23 protein-coding genes are annotated in these 25559 nt (G+C 67.0%); 7 read left to right on the top strand and 16 right to left on the bottom strand.

Annotated elements, in window-relative coordinates:
• Positions 1–32: 32 nt before the first annotated feature.
• From BM372_RS02890 to BM372_RS02870, 5 genes are all read right to left on the bottom strand, one after another.
• Positions 33–914, bottom strand: a complete 882-nt coding sequence (locus tag BM372_RS02890) for a 1,4-dihydroxy-2-naphthoate polyprenyltransferase (protein ID WP_090951538.1) — start codon at positions 912–914, stop codon at positions 33–35.
• Between the two features lie 75 nt (positions 915–989).
• Positions 990–2135 carry an AMP-binding protein gene (locus BM372_RS02885; protein WP_090951535.1) on the bottom strand — a complete coding sequence of 382 codons (1146 nt, stop codon included), beginning with the start codon at positions 2133–2135 and terminating at the stop codon, positions 990–992.
• Positions 2136–2152: 17 nt separating this feature from the next.
• Positions 2153–3121 carry a 1,4-dihydroxy-2-naphthoyl-CoA synthase gene (locus BM372_RS02880; protein ID WP_090951532.1) on the bottom strand — a complete coding sequence of 323 codons (969 nt, stop codon included), beginning with the start codon at positions 3119–3121 and terminating at the stop codon, positions 2153–2155.
• Between the two features lie 21 nt (positions 3122–3142).
• Positions 3143–3583 (bottom strand): VOC family protein, encoded by a 441-nt coding sequence (locus tag BM372_RS02875; protein ID WP_090951528.1) that lies wholly within the window; start codon positions 3581–3583, stop codon positions 3143–3145.
• A 138-nt stretch (positions 3584–3721) separates the two neighbouring features.
• Positions 3722–4483: a CPBP family intramembrane glutamic endopeptidase gene (locus BM372_RS02870; RefSeq protein WP_090951525.1), complete on the bottom strand. Its 762-nt coding sequence runs from the start codon at positions 4481–4483 to the stop codon at positions 3722–3724.
• A gap of 147 nt (positions 4484–4630) precedes the next feature.
• On the opposite strand from BM372_RS02870, the gene BM372_RS02865 reads away from it, so the two are divergent.
• Positions 4631–6280: an ABC-F family ATP-binding cassette domain-containing protein gene (locus tag BM372_RS02865; RefSeq protein WP_090951522.1), complete on the top strand. Its 1650-nt coding sequence runs from the start codon at positions 4631–4633 to the stop codon at positions 6278–6280.
• Between the two features lie 166 nt (positions 6281–6446).
• Here BM372_RS02865 and BM372_RS02860 read toward each other — a convergent pair whose 3' ends face one another.
• Positions 6447–8366: a hypothetical protein gene (locus BM372_RS02860; RefSeq protein WP_090951519.1), complete on the bottom strand. Its 1920-nt coding sequence runs from the start codon at positions 8364–8366 to the stop codon at positions 6447–6449.
• The gene (locus tag BM372_RS20360) at positions 8363–8821 is read right to left on the bottom strand and encodes a hypothetical protein (RefSeq protein WP_143111418.1); all 459 of its coding nucleotides are present in this window, start codon (positions 8819–8821) and stop codon (positions 8363–8365) included. The genes BM372_RS02860 and BM372_RS20360 overlap by 4 nt, the downstream gene beginning before the upstream one ends.
• Positions 8822–9161: 340 nt before the next feature.
• Here BM372_RS20360 and BM372_RS02850 point away from each other — a divergent pair, with 340 nt between their 5' ends.
• Entirely contained in the window at positions 9162–10619 is a 1458-nt protein-coding gene (locus tag BM372_RS02850; protein ID WP_090951513.1) for an amino acid permease, read from the top strand.
• Positions 10620–10722: 103 nt separating this feature from the next.
• On the opposite strand, the gene BM372_RS02845 is transcribed toward BM372_RS02850, so the two are convergent.
• The 6 genes from BM372_RS02845 to BM372_RS02820 all read right to left on the bottom strand — a co-directional run bounded on the left by BM372_RS02845 (position 10723) and on the right by BM372_RS02820 (position 17279).
• On the bottom strand, positions 10723–11538 hold the full coding sequence (locus BM372_RS02845; protein WP_177235856.1) for an HpcH/HpaI aldolase family protein: 816 nt from the start codon (positions 11536–11538) through the stop codon (positions 10723–10725).
• Positions 11523–12308, bottom strand: coding sequence for a 2-oxo-hept-4-ene-1,7-dioate hydratase (gene hpaH / locus BM372_RS02840; RefSeq protein ID WP_090951511.1), 786 nt, complete (start codon positions 12306–12308; stop codon positions 11523–11525). The genes BM372_RS02845 and hpaH overlap by 16 nt, the downstream gene beginning before the upstream one ends.
• 4 nt (positions 12309–12312) lie before the next feature.
• Positions 12313–13401 (bottom strand): 3,4-dihydroxyphenylacetate 2,3-dioxygenase, encoded by a 1089-nt coding sequence (gene hpaD / locus BM372_RS02835; protein WP_090951508.1) that lies wholly within the window; start codon positions 13399–13401, stop codon positions 12313–12315.
• Between the two features lie 136 nt (positions 13402–13537).
• Positions 13538–15052, bottom strand: a complete 1515-nt coding sequence (hpaE, locus tag BM372_RS02830; RefSeq protein WP_090951505.1) for a 5-carboxymethyl-2-hydroxymuconate semialdehyde dehydrogenase — start codon at positions 15050–15052, stop codon at positions 13538–13540.
• A gap of 57 nt (positions 15053–15109) precedes the next feature.
• Positions 15110–15799: a GntR family transcriptional regulator gene (locus tag BM372_RS02825; RefSeq protein WP_090951502.1), complete on the bottom strand. Its 690-nt coding sequence runs from the start codon at positions 15797–15799 to the stop codon at positions 15110–15112.
• Complete coding sequence (locus BM372_RS02820; protein WP_090951499.1) at positions 15792–17279, bottom strand: fumarylacetoacetate hydrolase family protein; 1488 nt, start codon at positions 17277–17279, stop codon at positions 15792–15794. The genes BM372_RS02825 and BM372_RS02820 overlap by 8 nt, the downstream gene beginning before the upstream one ends.
• A 238-nt stretch (positions 17280–17517) precedes the next feature.
• Here BM372_RS02820 and BM372_RS02815 point away from each other — a divergent pair, with 238 nt between their 5' ends.
• Positions 17518–19437, top strand: coding sequence for an FAD-binding monooxygenase (locus BM372_RS02815; protein ID WP_090951496.1), 1920 nt, complete (start codon positions 17518–17520; stop codon positions 19435–19437).
• Positions 19438–19473: 36 nt separating this feature from the next.
• Here BM372_RS02815 and BM372_RS02810 read toward each other — a convergent pair whose 3' ends face one another.
• The 3 genes from BM372_RS02810 to BM372_RS02800 form a co-directional block, all read right to left on the bottom strand.
• Entirely contained in the window at positions 19474–20331 is an 858-nt protein-coding gene (locus BM372_RS02810; protein ID WP_090951493.1) for a prephenate dehydratase, read from the bottom strand.
• A 116-nt stretch (positions 20332–20447) separates the two neighbouring features.
• Positions 20448–21239 carry a dienelactone hydrolase family protein gene (locus BM372_RS02805; protein WP_090951490.1) on the bottom strand — a complete coding sequence of 264 codons (792 nt, stop codon included), beginning with the start codon at positions 21237–21239 and terminating at the stop codon, positions 20448–20450.
• 147 nt (positions 21240–21386) lie between these two features.
• Positions 21387–21563 (bottom strand): CsbD family protein, encoded by a 177-nt coding sequence (locus tag BM372_RS02800; protein WP_090951487.1) that lies wholly within the window; start codon positions 21561–21563, stop codon positions 21387–21389.
• 253 nt (positions 21564–21816) lie between these two features.
• On the opposite strand from BM372_RS02800, the gene BM372_RS02795 reads away from it, so the two are divergent.
• The 4 genes from BM372_RS02795 to BM372_RS02780 all read left to right on the top strand — a co-directional run bounded on the left by BM372_RS02795 (position 21817) and on the right by BM372_RS02780 (position 25529).
• Positions 21817–22491 carry a pentapeptide repeat-containing protein gene (locus BM372_RS02795; RefSeq protein WP_090951484.1) on the top strand — a complete coding sequence of 225 codons (675 nt, stop codon included), beginning with the start codon at positions 21817–21819 and terminating at the stop codon, positions 22489–22491.
• Between the two features lie 109 nt (positions 22492–22600).
• Positions 22601–23812: a thiolase family protein gene (locus BM372_RS02790; protein ID WP_090951481.1), complete on the top strand. Its 1212-nt coding sequence runs from the start codon at positions 22601–22603 to the stop codon at positions 23810–23812.
• A gap of 71 nt (positions 23813–23883) precedes the next feature.
• The gene (locus BM372_RS02785; protein ID WP_090952898.1) at positions 23884–24624 is read left to right on the top strand and encodes an enoyl-CoA hydratase/isomerase family protein; all 741 of its coding nucleotides are present in this window, start codon (positions 23884–23886) and stop codon (positions 24622–24624) included.
• A 2-nt stretch (positions 24625–24626) separates the two neighbouring features.
• Positions 24627–25529 carry a 3-hydroxyacyl-CoA dehydrogenase family protein gene (locus BM372_RS02780; RefSeq protein WP_090951477.1) on the top strand — a complete coding sequence of 301 codons (903 nt, stop codon included), beginning with the start codon at positions 24627–24629 and terminating at the stop codon, positions 25527–25529.
• Positions 25530–25559 lie beyond the last annotated feature (30 nt).

Below are 25559 nucleotides of genomic sequence, written 5' to 3'. Positions count from 1 at the left end.
GCCCTGGGACGCCGTCCCTTAAAGCCCGGGCTTTAGAAGCCGTGGCTCAGGACGAGGCCCAGGGAAAACAGTGCGGCGAAGCCGAGGTTGATGAGCCCGGTCTGCTTGAGGACCGGGATGAGGCTCTTGCGCCGCCGCCCGGCGATCATCAACCAGGACGGCATGAGGCTGGCGGGGACCAGCAGCAGCACGATCAGCATCCACGGCCGCACCGGGGCCAGCACGATCACCAGCAGGATCGCGACGGCGAGCATCAGCACATAGCTTTCGCGGGCATGCTTGTCGCCGAGCCGCACTGCCAGGGTTTTCTTCCCGGCCCTCCGGTCGGTCGGGATGTCGCGGACGTTGTTGGCCATCAGCAGGGCGCACGCGATCAGACCCGTGCCGATCGCTCCGATGATCGCGGCAAGGCTGAGCTGGCCCGCCTGCGTGTACGTGGTGCCCAGCGTTGCCACGAGCCCGAAGAAGACAAACACGAAGACGTCGCCCAGACCAAGGTAGCCGTACGGGTTCTTACCGCCCGTGTAGCCCCAGGCGGCCAGCACGCAGCCGATGCCGACCAGAATCAGCCACCAGGCCTGCGTAATGATCACCAGGATCAGCCCGAACATCATCGCCAGCCCGAAAGCCCCGAATGCGGCCCGTTTCACGTGCTCCGGCTTGGCCGCGCCCGAGCCCACGAGCCGGAGCGGGCCCACCCGGTCCTCGTCAGTGCCGCGGATGCCGTCGGAGTAGTCGTTGGCGTAGTTGACACCGATCTGCAGGAGCAGGGCAACCAGCGCGGCCAGCACGGCGTTCAGCAGGATGAACGAATCCATCTCGTATGCGGCCGCGCTGCCGATCAGCACCGGCGCAATCGCGGCGGGCAGGGTGCGCAGTCGGGCGCCTTGGATCCATTGTGCGGCTGTGGCCACGGTCAGTACCTCGTTGGTTCGTTGTGTGCTCGTTGGTTGGCTAAATGCGCGGCCAAAAGGCCGGAAGCGGCTTGTCTATTTTCCCTGATGCAGCGCATCCAGCAGGACCGTCATGCCCAGGCGGTCCGGTTTGCCGTTGGGCAGCATGAGCAGTTCCGCGGCGGGCAGGACCGTTTTCGGGGCCAGCGCACCCAGTGCCGGTCCCCAGGTCTCGCCCCGTCGATCGGCGAACGCCGCCAGCCCTTCCGGGGAACTGTCATCCACCGCGACGTAGGCGGCCAGGGCGTGGCCCCATTCGGCGGAGGGCACTCCGGCGACAAAAGCCGCGCGGACGCCGTCGAGCTTTTCCAGCTCCGCCTGGACGTGCCCGGCCGAGACCTTGAGGCCCCCGGTGATGACGACGTCGTCCGCCCGGCCGAGCACTGTGAGCCGGCCCTCGGCATCCAGTTCGCCGAGGTCGTTGGTCCGGTACCAGCGTACGCCGTCCGCTTCGACGAACGTCTCTGCCGAAAGTCCGGGGGCCTCCAGGTACCCGGCGGCGACGGTGGCCCCGCCCAGCAGGATGCGGCCGTCCTCCGCGACGCGGACCAGGACGTCCTCGAGCGGGAAGCCGTCATACACGCAGCCCCCGCAGGTCTCGGCGGAACCGTAGGTGGTCACCACTTTCACGCCGGCGTCCCGGGCCGCACCGAGCAGTGCAGGGGACGCGGGGCCGCCGCCGAGCAGGACGGCATTGAAGCGCCGCAGCACGGCCAGCGTCTCTGCCGAGGGCGAGTCCAGCAGCCGCTGCAGCTGCGTGGGCACCAGCGAGGTGAAGCGGACCTTGTCCGTGAGCTCCTGCGCCGCGGCCGTGAACGCCTCAGGGGTGAAACCGCCGGTCAGGTCCATGACCCACGGGCGGGTGCCGGCAAAGAGCGAGCGCACCAGCACCTGGACACCGGCCACGTACTGCACGGGAAGGGCCAGCAGCCATTGGCCTTCGCCCTTCAGCGCGAACGCGGTCGCCATGGATGAGGCCGCCAGGGCGTCGACGGTGAGGACGGTGGCTTTCGGCGCGCCGGTGGACCCTGACGTGCGGACCACGACGGCGGCGTCCTCGATGCCCGGCGTTGGCGGAAACGCCAGCGCGGGGGAGCCGTCCGGCCCCGCGGAGAGTTCGACGGCGGGTCCCTCGCCGTGGAGGGCCGCAGCCAGCGCATTGAGGGCCGGCTCGATGTTCATGGCTGTCACAGCGCGCCTTAGAAGTAGTACGGGAATCTGGACCAGTCGGGGTCCCGCTTTTCGAGGAAGGCTTCCTTGCCCTCCACGGCCTCGTCGGTCATGTATGCCATACGGGTCGCTTCGCCGGCGAAGACCTGCTGGCCCGCCAGGCCGTCATCGGCCAGGTTGAAGGCGAACTTGAGCATGCGGATGGCCTGCGGGGACTGCCGGGCAATGTCGGCGGCGTACTCCAGGGCGACCTCCTCGAGGCGTTCGTGGTCCACGGCCTCGTTGACGGCGCCGATCCGGACCATGTCCTCGGCGGAATATTCGCGGGCCAGGAAGAAGATTTCCCGGGCGGATTTCTGGCCGATCTGGCGGGCCAGCAGTGCCGAGCCGTAGCCGGCGTCGAAACTTCCCACGGTGGCGTCGGTCTGCTTGAACTTGCCGTGCTGGCGGGAGGCGATGGTGAGGTCCGAGACCACGTGCAGGGAGTGCCCGCCGCCGGCCGCCCAGCCGTTAACGACGGCGATCACCACCTTGGGCATGGTGCGCATGAGCCGCTGGACTTCCAGGATGTGCAGCCGGCCGGCGCGGGCGGGATCGATGGTTTCCTGGGTCTCGCCGTCGGCTGTGTTCTGTACTACGTACCGGTACCCGTCCCTGCCCCTGATCCGCTGGTCCCCGCCGGAGCAAAACGAATGGCCCCCGTCCTTGGGCGAGGGGCCGTTTCCCGTGAGCAGCACCGTGGCCACGTCCGGTGTCATCCGGGCGTGGTCCATGGCGCGGTAGAGCTCGTCTACGGTGCCGGGGCGGAAGGCGTTGCGGACCTCGGGCCGGTTGAACGCGATGCGCACGGTGGGCAGGTCCCGGACCACAGAGCCGTCCTCGGACCGCTCCACCTGCCGGTGGTAGGTCATGTCCTGGAAGTCGTCAAAACCGGTGACGGTGCGCCAGCGCCGCGGGTCGAAAACGTCGGATACCTGGGCGGGGATTTCGTTGCTCACACTCCGAGTCTAGTAATCCGCTCAGCTGATGCAGAACTCGTTGCCCTCCGGGTCCGCCATGGTGTGCCATTCGAGCGGCCCCTGGCTGGCCGTCCAGAGGAACGTTGCGCCGCGTGCTTCCAGGGCCGCGCGGACCTCATCCTTGTCCCGCCCGTCCAGTCTCACGTCCCAGTGGACACGGTTCTTGGTGGTCTTTTCGTCGGCGACGGTCTGGAACAGCAGCCGGCGCGGAGGGTTCTTGGTGTCGATTTCGTCCGGCGGGCGGATGGCTGCTCCGGCGCGCCAGACGAGCTTGCCCCGGTGGACTTGCGTGTCCGCCTCTGTGGCGTAGCCCTGCTCGATCATGGAGCGGATGAAGTTCTCGTCCTGCGGCTCCACGGCCCAGTCCAGCGTTTCGGCCCACCACTCGGCGAGCTCGTGCGGTTTGCTGCAGTCCACGGTGATCTGGATGTTCAGTGTCATGGGAAGAACCTACGACGCCGGGGCCCGCAACGGTAGGTCCCAGCCCTCAGATCTCCGGCCCTCTCTAAGCAACGCGGGGTCACTTAGCGCCCATGCGGTGCCTCGGAATGGGCGCTAGGTGACTCCGCGTTGCGTCGGTTAGCCCTGGACCTGCTGGAGCTGTTCGAGGACTTCCGGCGGAATCGCGTAGATGAAGGCGACGGCCAGGAGATTCTTGGAGGCGTGAACGAAGTAGGAGAACATCACGTTTTTCCCCGTCCAGACGTACACGAACACCAGGACGGCCCCCATGGCGAGGTACGGCATCAGCACCTGCAGGGTCATTTGCTCCTGGCCTACGATGTGCAGGGCCGCGAAGAGCAGCACGGACACGATGCAGCAGAACCACAGGTTGAGCCTGCGGCTCAGTTTCCCGATCAGCAAGTGACGGAAAATGTATTCCTCGACGAACGGGCCCACGATCACCAGCAGGGGCACCATGAGCCAGACCGGGACCTGCTGCATCAGTGCCTGAAGCCCGGCCTGGTTGGCGGAGGTCTGCACGGGCCCGCTGACGGCCACCAAAACCGCGGTGAGGATGAGCATCGCCACCACCGCCAGCGGCACCATGAGCGCGGTGAACCACGGCCTCGTCGCAAGGACGCGCAGGTCACGCCCGGCTACGCGCCGCGCCGCGGCCACGGCCAGGAAGCCGATGGTCGCGTAGAAAACCAGGTTCACGGCATAGGACGCCACGGCGGGATTGGGCGAGACCTGCAGCAGCAGCGGCGCCAAAAGTTCGCCGGCCACGGCGAAGAACCCGGCCACGGTCACGTAGAGGCCTGCAGTGATGAAATCGAGCCGCGAGAACCGGTACAGCTCCGGCTGCGGCGCGGGTGGTGTGCGGAGAGCTGTGCCCATGACCCCAGCCTAGCGCCGCGGCATGGCGACGCCGTCACGCCGCCCGAGCCCGGCCGACGGCGGCAGGGCGCCGCGGTTGGTTGACGGTGCCATACTGAGGACGCAGGCCGCCGCCGGGCAGGCTGGGCAACTACTTGCGAGGACTCCTTGAGCGAACATCTCCGCCTTTCGGGCGTATCCCACGGCTACGGGGACCGCCAACTCTTTATCGGCGTCGACATTGCCATCACAGCCGGTGAACATGTGGCGATCGTCGGCGAAAACGGGGCGGGCAAATCCACGCTGCTCCGGATCCTGGCCGGGCTGGAAGCCCCGGACGAGGGCACCGCCGTCAGCCACGGCCGCGTGGGCTACCTGGCCCAGACCCACGGCCTGCCGGATCAGTTCACCGTCAGCAACGCGATCGACGCCGCCCTGGAATCGCTCCGCGCGCTGGAGGCGGAGCTGGACCGTCTGGAGGCCGGCCTTGCCGGCGCGGAAGCGGACGAACTGGAGCGCTACGGAAACCTGCAGACGCAGTACCAGCTCAGGGAAGGCTACGCCGCGGAATCCCGGGTGGAGGCGGCGCTGGACAGGCTTGGGCTGGGCGGGCTGGACCGGATGCGGACTCTGGGCTCGCTCTCCGGCGGCGAACAGGAACGCGTGGCACTGGCCTGCGTGCTCGCTGATCCCGCGGACATCCTGCTCCTGGACGAACCCACCAACCACCTTGATGCGTCCGGCACGGCCTGGCTGGAGGCGCGGCTGGCGTCGCACCGCGGAACCGTGGTGGTGGTCTCCCACGACCGGATGCTGTTGCGCAAAGTGGCCTCAACCGTGATTGAGGTGGATGCCGAACGCCGGACGGTCAACCGGTATGGCAACGGCTACGAAGGCTACTTGCGGGAGAAGGCTGCCGAACGCCAGCGCTGGGCGCAGCAGTACCACGGGTGGCTGGACGCGATGGCTGCCGAACAGCTCCAGGCGGACACGGTTGCGGGGAAGATGGGCTACGCCCGCCAACGCGACGGCGACAAAATGGGGTTCGACTTCAAGGCCGGCACGTGGCAAAAAGCGGCCACCAGCAAGGTCCGCAATGCCCAGGAGCGTCTGCGCCGGCTCGAGGCAAACCCCATTGACCGTCCCCCGGTGCCCCTGAAACTGGCGACGGATCTGCGGGCAGACGTTGCGGACGGCCCCGTCCTTGAAGCGAAAGGAGTGGCTGTGCCCGGCCGCCTCGAACCCACGGACTTCCGGGTCGAAGCGGGCCAGAAAATCCTCATCACAGGCCCCAACGGTGCAGGCAAGTCCACGTTGCTCTCCGTCCTCGCGGGCACGCTGGAACCGGCCAAGGGCACCGTGGCGAGGCACGGCCGGGTCGGCTACCTGCAGCAGGAGCTGGAACTCCCGCAGCGCCCGGCCCGGCGGCTCTTGCCCGCTTTCGCCTCGGGTCTGGGCGGCAACATCGATGAGCACGCCGAGGCGCTGCTGCGCCTGGGGCTGTTCCGGACCAGCGAATTCCACGTACCGGTGGGCAGCCTTTCCGCGGGGCAACAGCGCAGGCTGGCGCTGGCCCGGCTCCTGCTGGGCGGCTACGGGACAATGCTGGTGGATGAGCCCACCAACCATCTGGCGCCCGTACTGGTGGAACAGCTTGAAGCGGCCCTTTCCGGCTTCGAAGGGACACTGGTCATGGTCAGCCACGACCGTGCGCTGGGGGAGTGGTTCAGCGCGTGCGCCAAGCGAAGCGAAACCGGGAGCGGGGCCGGCGCCGGAAACTGGCTCCGATACGCCATGCGGGACGGCGCTTTGGCGTAGTGGAACGGTGCGCGGGGCTTTGCGGGGCCCAAGTGTGGTGCCGCCCGCTCTCACCGCGAGCCCGCGGAAATGGCTAACGCCCGGGCCGAGGGCCCGGGCGTTAGCTTTGAGGTTGTGGCGCTCTAGATCTAACGGAACAGTGCAGATCTAACGGAATAGTGCAGAGCTAACGGAAAAGTGCCCCGTAGGTCCCCATGATGATCCGATCGCCCGGGGTGGACTTGCGGATGTAGTCAACCACTGCCCAGTCATCGAGCGAGATGCAACCGGCTGTCGGCACCTTGTTCATGTGCAGGAAGATGGCGAAGCCCGCGTCCTGGACGATGTTGGGCCGGTTGTAGTTGATGACCACGCCCTGGCGGTAGTGGCCCCCGGACGCGAACCACCACATGTTCTCGTCCCAGCCGACCCAGGAGGAAGACTCGTGGTACTTGTTGTAAGTGGGCGTCCAGGGGTTGCCGCCCCACCGCGAACGGGGGTTCAGCGTGCGGTAGGCGAGCTTGGTTCCCGGGTTGCCCAGGCCGAAGGCTTCCGTTACGGAAAACGAGCCAGTGGGGGAGAACAGGTTCCGGGTGGGGCCGGACGGCACGCCCGGCCGCTTGAACCCTGATGCACCGACGTAGCCGTCAGTCCGCCAGTCCGGCACGTAAGCCCCGGCGACGTTCATGCAGTACAGGTTGGTCGCATGGGACATTCCATAATCCGGTGTCCACGTGAGGAGGACACGGTTCGCTCCGTACGTGGGGTACTTGGCCTGGCCGTTGTTGAGCTTATGGCATTCAGACATCCCATATACTCGCGTCCCGGCGGTCTTGGACCACGTGATATCCCCGCGCTGGTAGGACTGCGCACAGGCGGCGCCAACACAACGCTCGCTCGCGATGGGATACCCCAGCGAGCCGCCAAGGCCACCCACTGAGACGAACTTGCTGTCGATTCCCCGGCCGGAAATCCATGCCCCCGTGGTGGGCGACCAGTAAATACTTCCGCCTTGGAAACGTTGCACGCAGCCACGGGCGGGTTGCCCGCAGGCCTCACTTGAGACCGGGTATCCCAGCATGCTTCGCGACGATCCGGCGGCGTAATACCGGTCGCCGATACCGCCGCGGGTCACGTGCGCGCCGGTGGTGGGCGAATAGAAGATGCTGCCACCTTGGAAGTGCTGCACACAGCCGCCGGCGGTCCCGCAGCTTTCCTCGGTGAGCGGGTAGCCCAGCGAACTGTTCTGTGCCCCGCCGGCCGTCCAGCGGCCCAGAATGCCACCCCAGACGACATGGCCGCCGATTCCCGGCGCCCAGTAGATGTAGCCTTTGCCGAACTGTTGGAAGCACCCGGATGCCTTCAGCCCGCAGGTCTCGGGGGTGACGGGGAGGCCCAGGACTGCCTCGCCGCCGGCGGCGACCCATCGGCTCCCGATGCCGCTAATGGCCGAGAATTCCAGCAACCGCGTGCCTGTCCATGCCAGGATGCGGCCGCTGGAGAACTTCTGGATAGTCCCGCCAGACACCGCGGTCTCATCCGTGACGGGATAGCCGAAAATTGCCAGGCCGCCCTTGGCGTGCCAGCGGGGACCGGTGTGTCCCTCGGTCCGCAGGACCGGGTGCGCGCCCGTTGCCTTGGTCCAGAAAATGGATCCGCCGTCGAACGTCTGGCTGCACACGCCAACTGAGCAGACCTCGCCGGCGGTCGGCGCGCCGAGGGCCCCGGCGGCACCCTTCAGCGCGGTCCACTTCGTCTCGATGGCTCCGCGGACGACGGCGGGCGGAGGCGTCGGCTCTTTCGTCGGGGACTGCGTCGGTTCGACAAGGGGCACTGCCTGCTCCGCGGTGGCTTTCGCCGTCGCAGTGGGAGTTGCGGTTCTTTCTGGAACCGGACCGGCGGGAGCCGATGCGGCGCCGGTCGGCGCCGATGCCGAGCCGGTCGGCGCCGGCGTTTCGGTCGGCGTCGGCGTTTCGGTCGGTGTGGCCGCCAGGCTGGTTGCCGGCGGGGCAATCGGTGCATCCTCAGCGAAGGCCGGCCCGACTGCCGGTGGCCCTGCAGTAAGCCCGAGGATCACGGCCGTGATGAGAAGTATCTTCTTTTTCATGGGGCGTCCTCTACGGAGACGACTGGCGTGCAGGTCCCGCCGCCGTCCTTGGTCTTGGCGAAGTTCGGCGCGGCAATGTCGGCCGAGCGGCCGGCTGGAACTGCTTGGGTGATGAGGGCGTGCCCTGCCACCGTGGGGCCGGCTGTGACCGCGATGGCCACGGTGAACACTCTGTTCTTATCCGTGTTGTTGACGAGGGTGCCCTTGAAGGACCAGGACCCGTCGGCTGTTGCGGTGCAGACGTGCTGCCGCAACGCGTCGGGCGCGTTGAGCGAAGTGGAAACATCGCCAGGCTCGGAGGTAGCCGGCGCCGGCGACCCTGCTGTCTGTGATGTTGATGGTGCCGGCGTTGCTGCGGTACGGCTTTCGCTGGGACCGGCCGGACCGGACCCGCCGCTCGAACACCCCGCTAGTACGACAAGCAACACTGCAGGCAGCAGCGCTCTCTGTTTCATGGTCCCCCCTGACTCACGGCGTTCCTGCCATGGCCTGCAGTGATGTTGCAGGCACACCGGACGGAAAATCCCGCCGGTGTGCTCAGGGTAATGGCAATAGCCGTCTGACCTGCGCTTTTGCGCAAAAGGACATGTGTTGTGGCGGTTCGGGGGCGGCCCCGGGTGTTGCCCGGGTCACGCCGGGCTCCTGAATGCTAGTACGATAGATGAGCCGCGCGAGCTTCGACACTTGTGAGCTTCGGTACACGTCTTAGTCTCCGCAAGAGGCTTAGACCCGAATTTTGTGTATTTGAATCCACGGTCTTGTCCCGGCCATACCTCGACCTACAAGGAATCAGCTGTGCCATCAATTACCCCCACAGAACTCAAGAGCGCGCCGGCGCAACCCGCCGTCGACTCGACCCTCAGCGCCGAGGGCTACAAGAAGACCCTGAGCGGCCGCCACGTCACGATGATCTCGATGGGCGGCGCAATCGGCGTCGGCCTGTTCATGGGGGCCGGCGGACGCCTGGCCTCCACCGGACCGGCACTGATCTTCTCCTACGCCATTGCCGGCGTCATCGCCTACCTGCTGATGCGGGCACTGGGCGAACTCATCATGTACCGCCAGACCTCGGGCTCCTTCGTCAGCTACGCCGGCGAAATGTTCGGCAAAAAGGGCGCGTACCTCTCCGGCTGGATGTACTTCATCAACTGGGGCATGACCGGCATTGCGGAACTGATCGCAATCGGCCTCTACTTCCAGTTCTTCTTCCCCAACGTGCCGGTGGAAGCATCCGCGATTGCAGCATTGGCGCTGCTGGTGGCCGTGAATCTGCTCAGCGTCAAGGCCTTCGGCGAGTTTGAATTCTGGGCCTCCTGCCTCAAGGTCGGCGCCATCCTGATCTTCCTGGCCGTGGGCACCTTCATGGTGGTCACCAACGCCAACGTGGGCGGCGGCCATGCCTCGGTGGCCAACCTCTTTGCCGACGACGGCGGGATGTTCCCCAAGGGCGCGCTCGTGATGGTCCTGGTGCTCAACGCGGTGATCTTCGCGTACAACGGCATCGAGCTCGTCGGCATCACCGCCGGTGAAATGGAAAACGCCAAGCGCGAAGTGCCCAAGGCCATCCGCGCCGTCGTACTGCGCATCGTGGTCTTTTACGTCGGTTCCGTGCTGCTGCTGGCCATGCTGCTGCCCTCGGACCAGTACAAGGCCGGCGTCTCCCCGTTCGTCACCGTATTCGGCCAGATGGGCCTCGGCTGGGTGGGCGATGTCATGAACATGATCGTCATCACCGCGGCGCTGTCCTCCTGCAACTCGGGCCTGTACTCGATCGGCCGTGTCTTCCGCACCATGGCCAACAACGGACATGCCCCGCAGTGGCTCACCAAAATGTCCAAGCGCCACGTGCCGTACGCCGCCATCCTCGCGATCGCCGCTTTCTACCTCGTGGGCATCATGCTGAACATCTGGCTGGGCGGATCGCACGCCTTCGACCTCGCGCTGAACACCGCCTCGATCGGCGTGATCTTCACCTGGGGTGCCATCTTCGCCAGCCAGATCGCGCTGCGCCACCAGAAGGGCCGCGTCTCCAGCCTGCCCATGCCGGGCTCGCCCTGGACCAGCTGGGCCGGACTTCTCGCGCTGCTGGCCATCACCGTGCTGATCGGTTTCGACACCATGACCAGCAAGACCGGCGAGGTCTTCCACCTGGGCCTGTGGACCCTGGCGACCATCCCGTTCTTCGCCCTCGTGCTGTGGCTGGGCTGGCAGAAGGTCAAGAACAACGCGCCCAAGAGCGAGCTCTACAGCTAGGTCCCGCCGGTCCCGGCACGCACCGCACCGTGCTGCAGCGCGACGACGGCGGCAATCACTCGAGCAGGTGGTTGCCGCCGCCGGCGTTTAACGCCGCGAATCTTCAGTAGCTGGCAGGGCTGCCGCCGTCGGCAGTCCGGATATATTGCGCGGCGAGTGCCTCGGAGCCGCGGGCCAGCAGTGCGACGTCGGCGCCCACCAGCACAAACGCGGCACCGGCGGCCAGGTACGAGCGGGCCGTTGCCGGGTTGAAGGCGTTGACGCCGGCAGGTTTGCCGGCCGTTTTCGCGGCGGCGAGGCAGTGTTCGACGGCGGCGCGCACCTCGGGGTGTTCCTGCTGTCCCAGCAGCCCCATCGAGGCGGCGAGGTCGGAGGGGCCCAGGAAGATGGCGTCGACGCCGTCAACCTTCAGGATGTCCTCCACAGCCTCAACGGCGGCCGAAGATTCGATCTGGACGGTGACGCTGACGGTCTCCGCGGCGCGGGCCAGGTAGTCGGGGACGCGGTTCCAGCGGGCGGCCCGGGCCAGCGCCGAACCCACGCCGCGGACACCCTGGGGCGGGTAGCGGGTGGCCGCCACAGCGGCCTCCGCCTCGGCCACGGAGTTGACCATGGGGACCAGCAGGTTCTGCACGCCCAGGTCAAGGTACTGCTTGATCACCACGGTGTCGTTCACCGGCGGCCGGACCAGGGTGTGGACCGGGTAGCCGTGGACGGCCTGGAGCTGGGCCAGGATGGATTCGAGGCCGTTGGGGCTGTGCTCGGCGTCCACCAGGAGCCAGTCCAGGCCGGACCCGGCACAAAGTTCGGCGATCAGCGGGCTGCCGGAGCAGACCCACATGCCCGCCAGCGGCCGGCCGGCTGCGCCCGATTCATTGCGCAGGGCGTCCCGGAAGGTGTCTTCTACTCGAAGCGGCATGTGATGCTCCCCAGCGGTCCGTAGTCGGCGTGCACGGTGTCGCCCTTGTAGACCCAGAGGGGCCGGGTGAAGGAGCCGGCCAGGATGATGTCCCCGGCTTTCATGGCGTCGCCGTGCGCGGCGATCTTGTTGGCCAGCCAGTGCACGCCGTTGGCCGGGTGGTCCAGGACGCCGGCCGCCACACCGGTTTCCTCGACGGTCTGGTTCTTGTAGAGGATCGCCGAGACCCAGCGGAGGTCGACGGCGTCGGGCTTCACCGGCCGGCCGCCGACCACCATGGCGCCCATGGCGGCGTTGTCGGCGATGGTGTCCACGATGGTCCGGCCCTCCATCTCAATCCTGGAGTCCAGGATCTCGAGGGCCGGCACCACGTAGTCGGTGGCGTTGAGGACGTCGAAGATGGTGCAGCCGGGGCCTTTGAGCCCGTCTTTGAGGACGAACGCCAGCTCTACCTCCACCCGGGGGTGGGTGTAGCGGTCCCACGGCACGGAGCAGCCGGTTTCCAGCACCATGTCATCGAAGATCGCCCCGTAGTCCGGTTCGGTGATGCCCGTGGCGGCCTGCATGGCCTTGGAGGTGAGCCCGATCTTGCGGCCCACCAGGGTCCGTCCGGCTTCCTCGTTCCGCCGCCGCCACAGCTGCTGCACGGCGTAGGAGTCCGCCACGGTCATCTCCGGGTAGCGGGCCGTCAGGCGCGGCACCGGCTTGCGGTTCCGGCCAGCTTCCACCAGTTCGTCGGCGATGGCTTCGATTGTCTTCGCGTCCAGCATCGGGTTAGACCTGCGCCCCGAGCTTGAAGCCCACCGCGTCGGTGCCTGCGGCGGAATCGTCTTTGCGCGTGTAGGAGAACCCGTCGGCGCCCACGGTCACGGCCATTTCGGAGGCGTCGGTGCGTTCGATGACGGGCTGCGGGTTGCCGTCGAGGTCCAGGACCAGGGAGGCCTCGGTGTACCAGGACGGGACCACGGGGTTGCCCCACCAGTCGCGGCGCTGGTTGTCGTGCACGTCCCAGGTGATGGTCGGGTTATCCGGGTCGCCGGTGTAGTAGTCCTGGGTGTAGATCTCGATGCGGTGGCTGTCCGGGTCCAGGATGTAGAGGTAGAAGGCATTGGAGACCCCGTGCCGGCCCGGGCCCCGTTCGATCCGGTCGCTGATGCGCAGGGCGCCCATCTTGTCGCAGATCTGGATGATGTTGTGCTTCTCGTGCGTGGCGAACGCGACGTGGTGCATGCGCGGGCCGTTGCCGCCGGTGAGGGCGGTGTCGTGCACGGTCTGCTTGCGGTGCATCCACGCGGCGTACGTGACGCCGTCGGAATCCTGGATGTCTTCGGAGACGCGGAAGCCGAGGTCCTCCAGGTACTTCCGGCCGCGGGGAACGTCCGGGGTGACCTGGTTGAAGTGGTCCAGGCGCACCAGTTCACCGGCGGAGTAGAGGTCGTAGCGCTGGGTGAGGCGCTCTACGTGCTCGGTCTCGTAGAAGAATTCGTAGGGGAAGCCCAGCGGGTCCTCGACGCGCACGGAGTCGCCGATGCCCTTGGTGAAGCCTTCTTTCCGGCGCTCGGTGCGGCAGCCCAGTTCCTTGTAGTAGGCCTCGGCGGCGTCCACTTCGGCGGGGGATTTCACCCGGTACGCGAAGGCCGCAACGGCGGCGATCGGGCCCTTGCGGAGCACCAGGTTGTGGTGGATGAACTCCTCGAGGGAGCGCAGGTAGATGGCGTTCTCGTCTTCCTCGGTGACGTGCAGGCCCAGGAGGTCGACGTAGAACTCGCGGGACTTGGCGAGGTCGGTGACGACGATTTCCATGTAGGCGCAGCGGACGATGTCCGGTGCCGGAACGGTGGGGGTGGGGACGAAGTTGGTCATGGTGTTCTCTCTTCTTTGAAAGGGGTCGTGGAAAGTTCGACGGCGGCCGGCCAATCCCCGGTTGCGTTATCAGTTCTGGTTGCCTTCAGGGCCTCAGAAGGACATTAAGTGATAGCGCATCGGGTTACTGCGCCGCCTAGGCGCCGAATTTGGGGGTGTGGACGGAGCCGAGCGTGATGTGGACGGCCTGCTGGTCGGTGTAGAAATCGATGGAACGGTAGCCGCCCTCGTGGCCGAGGCCGGAGGCCTTGACCCCGCCGAACGGGGTGCGGAGGTCGCGGACGTTGTGGCTGTTGAGCCACACCATGCCGGCCTCGACGTTCTGCGAGAAGTTGTGGGCGCGGGTCAGGTTCTGGGTCCAGATGTAGGCCGCGAGGCCGTACTTGGTGTTGTTCGCCAAAGCCAGCGCCTCGTCGTCGTTCTCAAACGGGGTGATGGCGACGACGGGCCCGAAGATCTCCTCCTGGAAGATCCGCGCGTCGGGGGCGACGTCGGCGAACACCGTGGGTGCGATGTAGTTGCCTTCCGGGAGGTGGTCCGGGCGGCCGCCGCCGGCCAGCAGCCGGCCTTCGGACTTGCCGATCTCCACGTAGGAAGCCACCTTTTCATAGTGCTCCGGGTGGACCAGCGCGCCCACCTGGGTCTTGGGGTCGTGCGGGTCCCCGACCACGATGTTCTTGGCGCGGGCGGCGTACTTGTCGCAGAATTCCTCGTAGATGGCGCGCTCCACCAGGATCCGGGAGCCGGCGGTGCAGCGTTCGCCGTTGAGCGAGAAGACGCCGAACAGGGCGGAGTCGATCGCGGCGTCCAGGTCGGCGTCGGCGAACACGACGCACGGTGACTTGCCGCCGAGTTCCATGGACAGGCCCTTAAGGTTGGCCGCGGCATTGCGGAAGATCGTCTGGCCCGTGGTGGTCTCGCCGGTGAAGGAGATCAGCGGCACGTCCGGATGCTTGACGAGCGCGTCGCCGGCTTCCTCGCCGAGGCCGTTGACCAGGTTGAACACGCCGTCGGGCAGACCGGCGTCCTTGAAGATGGTGGCCCACAGAGAGGCGGACAGCGGGGTGAACTCGGCCGGCTTGAGGACCACGGTGTTGCCCGTGGCCAGGGCCGGGGCGAGCTTCCAGGACTCGAGCATGAACGGGGTGTTCCACGGCGTAATCAGGCCTGCAACGCCGATCGGCTTGCGGTTCACGTAGTTGATCTGCGCGCCGGGGACCTTCATGGCGTCGTCGAACTGGGCCACGATCAGGTCCGCGAAGAAGCGGAAATTCTCCGCCGCCCGCAGCGCCTGGCCCTTGGCCTGGGTGATCGGCAGGCCGGTGTCGAAAGTCTCGAGTTCGGCGAGCCGCGCCTCCTGGGCCTCGACGGCGTCGGCGATCTTGTTCAGGACGCGGGCGCGCTCGCGGGGCTTCATCTTCGGCCACGGGCCGTTGACGAACGCTTCGCGGGCGGCGGCGACGGCGCGGTCGATGTCTTCCTTCTGGCCGGCCGCGGCGGTGGCGTAGTTGGTGTTGGACACGGGGTCCAGGACATCGAAGGTCGCCCCGGATGCCGAGTCAACAAACTCGCCGTTGATGTAGTGCTGGATGTGGGTGGGAAGGTCCTGCGGAACGTAGTGGGATTTGGTTTCTGCGGCAGTGAACGTCATTGTTTTTTCCTTACTGTTAGTCCATCGCGGGGTCACTTACGGCCCAATGGGGGTGCCCTATTGGGCGCTAAGTGACCCCGCGTTGCTTTTCGGGGCCTGGGCGAGGTAGGCGTCCAGGGTGGCGCTGCGGTGCAGGCGGGCGGCCTTTTCGATTTCCTCGGCGGCGGCGCCGGTTTCGATGAGCCGGAGCAGGGCTTCGTGTTCGTCGACGGAATCGTGCGCCCGGCCGGGGACGAAGCGGAACGTGGAGGACCGGAGGGAAGCGAGCCGGTTCCAGCCCCGGTGGACGAGGTCCAGGATGTGCGGGTTGGGGCAGTGCTCGAACAGGACGCTGTGGAAGTCTTGGTTGAGCCGGGTGAAGCGGACGGGATCGAAGTGCTGCAGGCATTCGCGCATTTCTTCGTTCACGGCGCGCGCCCGGGCGATGTCCGCCGCCCCGATCAGCGGCGCGGAGAGGGCCGTGGCGGCGCCCTCGACAATGCTCAGGGTCTGCATCGTGTAGAGGTATTCGGTGGGGTCGATGCCGGAAACGGTGGCGCCGACGTTCCGCTCGAACTGGACCAGGCCTTCGGCCTCGAGCCGGCGGATGGCTTCGCGGACCGGAACCACGCTGACGCCCAGGTCCTCCGCGATTTTGGCCAGCACCAGCCGGTAGCCGGGGGAGTAGGTTCCGTCCACGATCCGGGCCTTGACGGCCGCATAGGCCTGCTCGGATTTGCTGGCGGGCGGGGCGGCGGTCTCACTCATCGGACTGCCCTGATTCCCGTGCGGCGGCCCATTCCTCGTACCGGGTCCGCCAGGCGGCGCCCAGCGGGTAGAGGCCGTCCACGCTGTGGCCCTGCTGCACCATTTCGGCGATGAAGGTTTCCTCGCGTTCCTGGGCGATGGAATCCTCGGCCAGTTCTTCGGCGAGCGCCGGCGGGATGACCAGGATGCCGTCGGAGTCGGCCACGATGATGTCCCCGGGCTGCACGGTGGCGCCGCCGCAGGCGATGGTGATGTCCGTGTCCCAGGGGATGTGCCGGCGGCCGAGCACGGCGGGATGCGGATTCGAGTAGTAGGTGGGCATGTCCATCGCCGCGACGGCGGAGAAGTCGCGGACGCCGCCGTCGGTGATGATGGCCGCGGCGCCGCGGACCTGGGCGCGCAGGGCCAGGATGTCGCCGATGGTGCCGGTGCCCTTTTCTCCCCGCGCTTCCATCACCAGGATCTCGCCCTCGTTGACGGAGTCGATCGCCTGCTTCTGCGCGTTGAAGCCGCCGCCGTGGGTCTTGAACAGGTCCTCGCGGTTGGGCACGTAGCGCAGCGTCCGGGCCAGGCCCACGATCCGCTTTTCCGGCCGGGTGGAGGTGAGGCCGTCGATGCTAACGTTGTTCAGGCCCCGCTTGCGCAGCTGGGAGGACAGCGTGGCCGTGCAGACGCTTTCGAGCTTGGCCTTCAGCTCCGCGGTCAGGACAGCAGCCGGCGCCGCTGGTGCCTGGGCCGCAAGCCCGGCAGCTTCGCGGGAGCCGTAGGCTTCCTCCAGCTGCAGGTCGTCGGTCTGGGGCAAAGCGCCAAAGTCGGCGAACGGCGTGGTGCCTTCCGTCACCGTGGTGGCGAGCCGGCCGGTGCTGAACGAACCGGCGCTGACTTCCACCTCGACGACGTCGCCCGGGTTTGCGACGGAGGCACCGGCAGGGGTGCCGGTCAGGATGATGTCGCCTTCTTCGAGGGTGAGCAGCTGGGACAGGTCCGCCACGAGCCGGACGAAGGGGAAGAGGAGGTCGCCGGTGGTGTCGTCCTGGACCAGTTCGCCGTTGTGCCAGGTGCGGATGGCCAGCTTTTCCGGGTCGACGCTGTCCGCGGCGATCAGTCCCGGGCCCACCGGGGTGAAGCCGTCGCCGCCCTTTGACCTGAGGTTCGAGCCCTTGTCCGCGTAGCGGAGGTCGTAGACGCCGAGGTCGTTGCTGGCGGTGACCCACTCGACGTGGCTCCAGGCGTCCTCGAGGCTCACGCGGCGGGCGGGCTTGCCGATGATCAGGGCGATCTCGCCCTCGTAGCCGAGGAGTTCGCAGCCGGCCGGGCGTTCCACGGTGGAACCGCTCAGGGCAAGGGAGGACGACGGCTTCAGGAAGTAGGACGGCTGTGCCGGTGTGCGGCCCCGCTGGGCGGCGCGGCTGGGGTAGTTGATGTGTACCGCGATGACCTTGCGGGCCGCGGCCAGGGTGCGGTCGGTGACCAGTTCCAAGAGTTACTCCTCATCGAGTACGAAATCGTATACGAAAACTATGACCCGTGGGCCGCGGATCGTCAACCCCTGCTTTTCCGGGTTTTTCGAAGGCACTTGTAACCCGGGTCACGCCTGGCGTACAGTTTTGGATCGAAGCAGCAATTCAATAATAGAACGCATAATTCTATTATCGAACACCAGCTGTTATCGAACACCGTCGGCGCCAGACCGCCACACAACGAAGTGAGGAAAGCCCGTGCAGTTCCACCATCACGGTTACGTATCCGGTGACCCGCGAGTCCAGCCGGCGGCCGGCGTCGGCGTCAATCGCCCCGCCCAGCTGCCCGACGAGGTCGATGTGCTCATTGTCGGCACCGGGCCCGCGGGCATGCTCACCGCGGCCCAGCTGTCCCAGTTCCCCGGCATCACCACGCGGATCGTGGAGCGCCGCGCCGGCCGGCTGGCCATCGGTCAGGCCGACGGCATCCAGGCCCGCAGCGTCGAGACCTTTCAGGCCTTCGGCTTCGCCGAGCGGATCACCGCCGAGGCGTACCACATCACCGAGATGGCCTTCTGGAAGCCGGACCCGGCGGATGCCTCCCGCATCGTCCGCGCGGCCCGCGCCGTCGACGACGAAATGGGGATCAGCGAGTTCCCGCACCTCATCGTGAACCAGGCGCGCGTCCTGGACTACTTCGGCGAGTTCATGGCGAACTCGCCCGCGCGAATGACGCCAGACTACGGCTTTGAATTCCGCGGCCTCGAGGTCACCGGGGAAGGCGCGTACCCGGTCACTGTCACTCTGGCGCACACCGCCGGCCCCGACGAAGGCCAGGAGCGTATCGTCCGGGCCAAGTACGTCGTGGGCGCGGACGGCGCGCGCAGCAAGGTCCGTGCCTCGATCGGCTGCACCATGGCCGGCGACCAGGCCAACCACGCGTGGGGCGTAATGGACGTGCTCGCCTCCACGGACTTCCCCGACATCCGCCTCAAGTGCGCCATCCAGTCCCACGACGGCGGCAGCATCCTGCTGATCCCGCGCGAGGGCGGGCATCTCTTCCGCATGTACGTCGACCTCGGCGAGGTCAACCCCGACGACAAGGGCGCGGTGCGCAGCACGTCCATCGAGCAGATCATCGCCAAGGCCAACGCGATCCTCCACCCCTACACGCTTGATGTGCGCAACGTGGCCTGGCACAGCGTGTACGAGGTGGGCCACCGCCTCACCGACAGGTTTGACGACGTCCTCCCGGAGGAGCTGGGCACGCGCACGCCGCGCGTCTTCATTACCGGCGACGCTTGCCACACGCATAGCGCCAAGGCCGGCCAGGGGATGAACGTCTCCATGCAGGACGGCTTCAACCTCGGCTGGAAGCTCGGCCACGTGCTGGAGGGCCGCAGTCCGGAGAGCCTGCTCTCCACCTACTCCGCCGAGCGCCAGGTGGTCGCGAAGAACCTCATCGACTTCGACAAGGAGTGGTCAACGCTCATGGCGAAGAAGCCCGAAGAGTTTGAGAACCCCTCCGAGCTCGAGGATTTCTACGTGCGCACCGCCGAGTTCCCCGCGGGATTCATGACCGAGTACTCGCCGTCGTTGATCGTCGCCGAGGCGACGCACCAGAACCTGGCTTCCGGTTTCCCGGTCGGCAAGCGCTTCAAGTCCGCGCCGGTACGGCGGGTCTGCGACACCAATCCGCTCCAGCTCGGCCACCAGGCCACGGCGGACGGCCGCTGGCGCATCTACGTCTTCGCGGACGCGGCAGCGCCGGGAGCGCCCTCGCCAACCACGGATCTTGCCGCGTGGCTGGCCACCGCGCAGGACTCGCCGCTCGCCGCCACCCCTGAGGGGACCGACCGTGACGCATGGTTCGACGTGAAGGTGATCTACCAGCAGGACCACACCGGCATCGACATCGGTGCCGTTCCTGCGGTGTTCAAGCCCGAGGTGGGGCCGTTCAAGCTCACCTACCTTGAAAAGGTCTACGGCACCGATCCCAAGGCGGACATCTTCGAGCTGCGCGGGATCGATCGCGGCGGCGCCGTCGTGGTGGTGCGTCCGGACCAGTACGTGGCGAACGTGCTGCCCCTGACGGCGACGGCGGAGCTCGCCGCGTTCTTCGCGCCGCTCCTGCGGTCAGGTACGCGCGTCCGCGAGTTCCAGAACAGCGCGAAGTAGCAGCGCGTCTCGCAAGGTCTAGCCCCGGTCAGACGGTCAGCGGCCGGCCGTCTGCGCGGACCTGTATTCCGCCGCAGGGTAGACGCCGAGGATCCGCACCTCCGTGGTGAAAAACTCCAGCTCCTCCAGCGCCAGGCTGAGCGGCAGGTCCTCGGGGTGGCCCTCGACGTCGGCCATGAACATGGTGGCGGCAAACTCATTGCCCACCATGTAGCTTTCCAGCCGCGTCATGTTCACCCCGTTCGTGGCAAAGCCTCCCAGCGCCTTATAGAGGGCGGAGGGGACGTTCCGGACCCGGAACACAAAGCTGGTCACTGCCGGTCCGGACAGGACGTCCCGGGCCGGCAGCGGCTTTTCCCGCGCAAGGACCACGAAGCGTGTGGTGTTGGAGGGATCATCCTCGACGGCGGAGGCGAGCACGTCCAGACCGTAGAGCTGGGCCGCGAGCGGGGGAGCGAGGGAGAGTTTGGTGGGATCGTTCCAGTCGCGCACCTCGCGGGCGGACCCGGCGGTGTCGCCGGCGATCACGGGGCGCAGGCCGGCGGAGCGGATCAGCCGCCGGCACTGACCCAGGGCGTGGAGGTGGCTGTGGACCTCGGTGGCCGCCTCGATGGTGCTGCCCGGGATGCCCAGCAGGTCGAAGTGGATGGGCAGAAAGTACTCGCCCACAATCTGCAGCCCGGACTGGGGCAGCAGCACATGGATGTCGGCCACCCTGCCGGCAATGGAGTTCTCGATGGGGATCATGGCGAGGTCGGCAGCGCCACCGGACACCAGTTCAAAGGCGTCCTCGAAGCTGGCGCAGGGAACGCTCTCCAGGTCGGGGAACATTTGCATGCACGCAATATTGGAGTTGGCGCCGGGCTCACCCTGGTACGCAATCTTCTGGACCATGCTCCGTATGCTTTCACGTCAGGCGCTCGCTCACCCAAGTAAGTCGCGGCAGGGGCTGTGCTGGAGGCTCAGAGCGGCTCCTGCTGCGAGTTACTTCGGTTCAGGTGCGTGGATGTTCAGGTGCTCGGGCGCAACAGGTGCTTGGCGAAGTGGTCCTCAATCCGCCGCCAGGCCTCCGGGGCCGACTCCGGATCCGGTCTGATGCCCATGACGCGGAAGAGCGGGCGCAGCGCCCTGGGACCCACCTCCGAGTCGTTGAGGAACGCGTGCCCGGCGGACTCGAACTCCTTGATGTCGTGCTCCACGTGGAGGCGGTCGAGCACTGAGGTGAGCTTGGCCGCTGCTCCCGGCAGAGTGCGGTCCTTGCCGCCGAAATTTGCCACGATCGGGCAGGCGCCGGCCAAGGCTGCATCGGGATCCTTCGGGAGCCTGCCGTAGTTCACCGCCGAAGCATCGAAGTCGTCATTGGCCAGCAGCAGGGCGAAGCTGCCGCCCATGCAAAAACCGATCACACCGATCCTGCCCGTGGTCCGGCCGGAGTCCAGCAGCCAGGCCCGCGCCGTGGCCAGGTCTGTGAATGCTCGGCCTTCTCCGGCGGAGAGCGAGCGCATGGTGGAGACGAGGCACCTGCGGGCCCCGCCGTCGCTGAACAGGTCAACGGCCAGCGTCAGGTATCCGGCCGCCGCTAGCCGATCCGCATGGCGGACGGTGATGCCATCGAGGCCGAAAGCTTCGTGGATCATCAGGACCGCCGGAAAAGGCCCCTCGCCCTCCGGCGTTGCCAGATAACCGCGCAACACCGGCGAACCGCCGGCTGCGGCGCTGGCCTGGCTCAGGTCCACGTTGCTGAAATCCTGGCTCGGCTCCCGGTCGGCGGCCCTGCCGTGGTCTGCACCTGTCCGTGCCATGCGGTCCCCTTGGTCGGCTGTTGGGGCCATTCTTCTTGCAGGCAGGACTCGGCACAAGAACGGGACCAAAACTGCACTAATCCGGGCAGCAAAAAGCGGCGCCAGACATCCCCCAAGGAAAGTCCGACGCCGCCTGCCAGCGAATGGCTAGTCTTTTTTGAAGGTGTCCTTGACGTCTTCGCCGACCTTCTTGGCATCGGCCACAACCTGGTCCTTCTGGCCCTCGGCCCGAAGCCGGTCGTTGTCCGTGGCGTTACCAGCAGCTTCCTTGGCCTTGCCGCCCAGGTTCTCTGCTTCGTTCTGAATCTTGTCTCCGATACCCATGGTGTGTTCCACCTTTCGTTTCCGGTCGAAATTCAACGTCCAAACACCATAACACAAAGCATGCTTACTAATTCAAGGGGCAAATCACCTGGCGTGTCTTCCGCAGTGTTCCGGGGCTCCGGGCCTCTGGTGAAACGTGCAGATGAAACTTGTCCGATCCACGGGCTAGGCTCGAAGCCATGGACCAAAGGACCACTCTCACGCAGTACATCCATGCTCCGGCGGACTCGATTCGGGAAGCCGGGCAGCTCTAATGGTCCGGCCTACCCCCACGGGCAAGGCGAGAGTCACCGCCCCGCGCCTCGCGCCGGTCCGGCCGGGGGAGCTGCGGGATGATCTGGCGCCGGATTTCCGGCGGGGTGTTCGGTACGACGGCGTGCGGTACAGCCGCGCGTCGGGAGACGGACTGGACCTTGCCGGCACGGTCTTCGCCGAGTGCGAATTCGCTGGCGTGTCCTTCAATGAAACCCAACTGCGCGGCGCCACGTTCCGTGACTGCCTCCTGGCGGAGGTCTACGCCCCGGTGCTGACCGCCGCCCGGTCCAGCCTGCGGGACGTGGAGATCGGCAACCCCCGCTGGGGATCGGCGGAACTCTATGAAAGCGGCTGGCAGTCCGTGCGGATCGACGGCGGCAAGCTGGACTACGTGAACCTGCGCGGATCCAAGCTCACCGACGTGCAGATCAGCGACTGCATCATCAACGAGCTGGACCTGGGCTCCTGCATCGCCACCCGGGTCGCACTCAAGAACTGCACCATCGGCACCCTGGACTTCAGCGGCGCCCGGCTCAAGGACTTCGATCTCCGGAGCACCGACTTCCGCACGATCAGCGGCCTGGGCAGCCTGGCAGGCCTCGTGATCGACGACTACCAGCTCAGCCTGCTTGCCCCGCTGCTCGCGGCGCATCTGGGCGTCGTCGTCGCGTAACCCGGCGGCGGCCGGTTGACCCTTCTGCATCGCCGTGTAATCTTTATAGAACGAACGGTCGGTAAATTATTTCGCTGCCGGCCCCGCTTTCTTGTTGAAGGGTGTTCTCATGGTCGAGGCTTTTCTTGTTGGCGGTGCCCGCACCCCGGTCGGCCGCTACGGCGGCGCACTCTCTGCCGTCCGCCCCGATGACCTGGCGGCACTGGTGGTCCGCGAGGCCGTGGCCAGGGCCGGCGTCGATCCGGACAGCATTGACGAGGTGATCCTCGGCAACGCCAACGGTGCCGGCGAGGAGAACCGCAACGTCGCGCGCATGGCCACCCTCCTCGCGGGGCTCCCGCTCCACATCCCCGGCATCACGGTGAACCGGCTGTGTGCCTCCGGGCTCAGCGCCATCATCATGGCCAGCCAGATGATCAAGTCCGGCGCTGCCGACATCGTCGTCGCCGGCGGCGTCGAATCAATGAGCCGGGCGCCCTGGGTCCAGGAGAAACCGCGGACGGCCTTCGCCAAGCCGGGTGAAATCTTCGACACCTCCATCGGCTGGCGGTTCGCCAACCCGCTCTTCAAAAAGGGCGAGCTGTCCCGCGACGGCAAGATGACCTACTCCATGCCGGAGACGGCCGAAGAGGTGGGGAGGGTTGACGGGATCTCCCGCGAGGACGCGGACGCCTTCGCCGTCCGCTCCCATGAACGTGCCCTGGCCGCCATCGACGCCGGCCGCTTCGCCGACGAGATCGTCCCCGTGACCGTCACCTCCCGCAAGGGCGAGACCCTGGTGGACACCGACGAAGGCCCCCGCGCCGGCACCACCATGGACGTGCTCGCCGGGCTACGCCCCGTCGTCGCGGGCGGCTCTGTTGTGACCGCGGGCAACTCCTCCACCCTCAACGACGGCGCCTCCGCCATCATCGTCGCCTCCGAGGCCGCGATCCAGAAGCTTGGACTCACCCCGCGCGCCCGCATCATCGACGGCGCCTCGGCCGGCTGCGAGCCCGAAATCATGGGCATCGGCCCGGTCCCGGCCACGCAGAAGGTCCTCAAGCGCAGCGGCCTGAGCGTAGGTGACCTGGGCGCCGTCGAACTCAACGAAGCGTTCGCGACCCAGTCCCTGGCCAGCATGCGGCGCCTCGGCCTGGACCCCGAGATTGTCAACCGCGACGGCGGTGCGATCTCCCTGGGCCATCCGCTCGGCTCGTCAGGATCGCGGATCGCCATCACCCTGCTGGGCCGGATGGAACGCGAAGACGCCAGGATCGGCCTCGCGACCATGTGCATCGGCGTCGGCCAGGGCACCGCCATGCTGCTGGAGCGAGTGTAGTGGGGGCGCCGGAACCGGCCCTCGAGACCGCCGGGTTCGCCACGCTCCTCGTCGAGGAACGTGAGGACCGGATGGTGGTGCTGCTCAACCGGCCCGAAGTCCGCAACGCGATCGACCAGCAGATGGTCGACGAACTCCACGCCGTGTGCGCCCACCTCGAACAGCACCCCAAGGTCCTGATCATCGCCGGCACCGACGGCGTCTTCGCCTCCGGCGCGGACATCGCCCAGCTGCGCGAACGCCGCCGCGACGACGCCCTCCAAGGCATCAACTCCACCATCTTCGTCAGAATCGCCAAGCTGCCCCTGCCCGTCATCGCTGCGCTGGACGGTTTCTGCCTGGGCGGCGGCGCCGAACTCGCTTACGCCGCCGACTTCCGCATCGGCACCCCGTCCGTCCGGATCGGCAACCCCGAAACCGGCCTCGGCATCCTCGCCGCGGCCGGGGCCAGTTGGCGCCTCAAGGAACTCGTGGGGGAGCCCGTCGCCAAGGAAATACTCCTGGCCGGCGCCGTGCTGCGCGCTGACCGGGCCCTCGCGGTCAACCTCATCACCGAAATCCACGATCCGTCCGAGCTCATGGATGCCGCGCACCGGCTCGCCGACCGGATCGCGGCCCAGGACCCGCTCGCCCTGCGGATCACCAAATCCGTGTTCCATGCCCCGGCGGAGGCACATCCGCTCATCGACCAGCTGGCGCAGGGGATTCTGTTCGAGTCCCAGGCCAAGTTCGACCGCATGCAGGCCTTCTTGGACAAGAAAACCGCCAAGAACACCGACAAGAAGTCCGTCCAAGAATCCGGGAAGAAGTAGACATGAGCAACTCCGAACTCCCGACAGAGCTTCCCGGCAGTCATCTTCCCGGCAGTGATCTTCCCCGGTTCGTGGGGGTCCTCGGCGGCGGACGCATGGGGGCCGGCATTGCCCACGCCTTCCTGATCAAAGGAGCCGACGTCCTGGTCGTGGAGCGCGACGAGGCTTCGGCCGAGGCCGCCCGCGAGCGGGTCGAATCCGCCGCCGCCAAGAGCATTGAGCGCGGCGCTGTGGACGGCAACCTTGACGAAATGGTCTCCCGGCTTGCCGTCACCGTGGACTACGACGACTTTGCCGGCCGGCAGCTGGTGGTCGAGGCTGTGCCGGAAGACTGGGACCTGAAGGTGACGGCCCTGCGCGGCATCGAGGAACGGCTTGGCGAGGACGCCTGCCTTGCCTCCAACACGTCGTCGCTGTCGGTCAACGGCCTGGCCCGTGAGCTGAAGCGGCCGCAGAACTTCCTGGGCCTGCACTTTTTCAATCCCGTGCCCGCGTCGACGCTGATCGAGGTGGTCCTCGGCGAGCAGACTTCCGAAACCCTGGCCCGGGCGGCCCGCGGCTGGGTCGAATCCCTCGGCAAGACCGCCGTCGTGGTCAACGACGCTCCCGGCTTTGCCTCCTCCCGGCTTGGCGTCGCGATCGCCCTCGAAGCAATGCGCATGGTGGAGGAGGGCGTGGCCACCGCCGAAGACATCGACAACGCCATGGTCCTGGGCTATAAGCACCCTACCGGCCCGCTGCGGACCACCGACATCGTGGGCCTGGACGTGCGCCTCGGCATCGCGGAATACCTGCAGTCCACCCTCGGCGAGCGCTTCGCCCCGCCGCAGATCCTCCGCGACAAGGTGGCCCGCGGTGAGCTGGGCCGCAAGTCCGGCAAGGGCTTCTTCGACTGGACCGACTGACTGGACCGACTGACCGGACCGCCCGACCGG

The organism is Arthrobacter sp. ov118 (assembly GCF_900116495.1).
GTDB lineage: Bacteria > Actinomycetota > Actinomycetes > Actinomycetales > Micrococcaceae > Arthrobacter.
Note: the sequence above shows the minus strand (reverse complement) of the source record. Positions and strands in the feature narration are given on the sequence as shown.

Bases quoted from the DNA above. Each gene is read 5' to 3' on its own strand.
- BM372_RS02885 (WP_090951535.1), bottom strand. From the start codon at position 2,135: ATGAACATCGAGCCGGCCCTCAATGCGCTGGCTGCGGCCCTCCACGGC.
- BM372_RS02875 (WP_090951528.1), bottom strand. From the start codon at position 3,583: ATGACACTGAACATCCAGATCACCGTGGACTGCAGCAAACCGCACGAG.
- BM372_RS02870 (WP_090951525.1), bottom strand. From the start codon at position 4,483: ATGGGCACAGCTCTCCGCACACCACCCGCGCCGCAGCCGGAGCTGTAC.
- BM372_RS02860 (WP_090951519.1), bottom strand. From the start codon at position 8,366: ATGAAAAAGAAGATACTTCTCATCACGGCCGTGATCCTCGGGCTTACT.
- BM372_RS20360 (WP_143111418.1), bottom strand. From the start codon at position 8,821: ATGAAACAGAGAGCGCTGCTGCCTGCAGTGTTGCTTGTCGTACTAGCG.
- BM372_RS02845 (WP_177235856.1), bottom strand. From the start codon at position 11,538: ATGCCGCTTCGAGTAGAAGACACCTTCCGGGACGCCCTGCGCAATGAA.
- hpaH (WP_090951511.1), bottom strand. From the start codon at position 12,308: ATGCTGGACGCGAAGACAATCGAAGCCATCGCCGACGAACTGGTGGAA.
- hpaD (WP_090951508.1), bottom strand. From the start codon at position 13,401: ATGACCAACTTCGTCCCCACCCCCACCGTTCCGGCACCGGACATCGTC.
- hpaE (WP_090951505.1), bottom strand. From the start codon at position 15,052: ATGACGTTCACTGCCGCAGAAACCAAATCCCACTACGTTCCGCAGGAC.
- BM372_RS02825 (WP_090951502.1), bottom strand. From the start codon at position 15,799: ATGAGTGAGACCGCCGCCCCGCCCGCCAGCAAATCCGAGCAGGCCTAT.
- BM372_RS02810 (WP_090951493.1), bottom strand. From the start codon at position 20,331: ATGGTCCAGAAGATTGCGTACCAGGGTGAGCCCGGCGCCAACTCCAAT.
- BM372_RS02805 (WP_090951490.1), bottom strand. From the start codon at position 21,239: ATGGCACGGACAGGTGCAGACCACGGCAGGGCCGCCGACCGGGAGCCG.
- BM372_RS02800 (WP_090951487.1), bottom strand. From the start codon at position 21,563: ATGGGTATCGGAGACAAGATTCAGAACGAAGCAGAGAACCTGGGCGGC.
- BM372_RS02795 (WP_090951484.1), top strand. From the start codon at position 21,817: ATGGTCCGGCCTACCCCCACGGGCAAGGCGAGAGTCACCGCCCCGCGC.
- BM372_RS02790 (WP_090951481.1), top strand. From the start codon at position 22,601: ATGGTCGAGGCTTTTCTTGTTGGCGGTGCCCGCACCCCGGTCGGCCGC.
- BM372_RS02785 (WP_090952898.1), top strand. From the start codon at position 23,884: ATGGTGGTGCTGCTCAACCGGCCCGAAGTCCGCAACGCGATCGACCAG.
- BM372_RS02780 (WP_090951477.1), top strand. From the start codon at position 24,627: ATGAGCAACTCCGAACTCCCGACAGAGCTTCCCGGCAGTCATCTTCCC.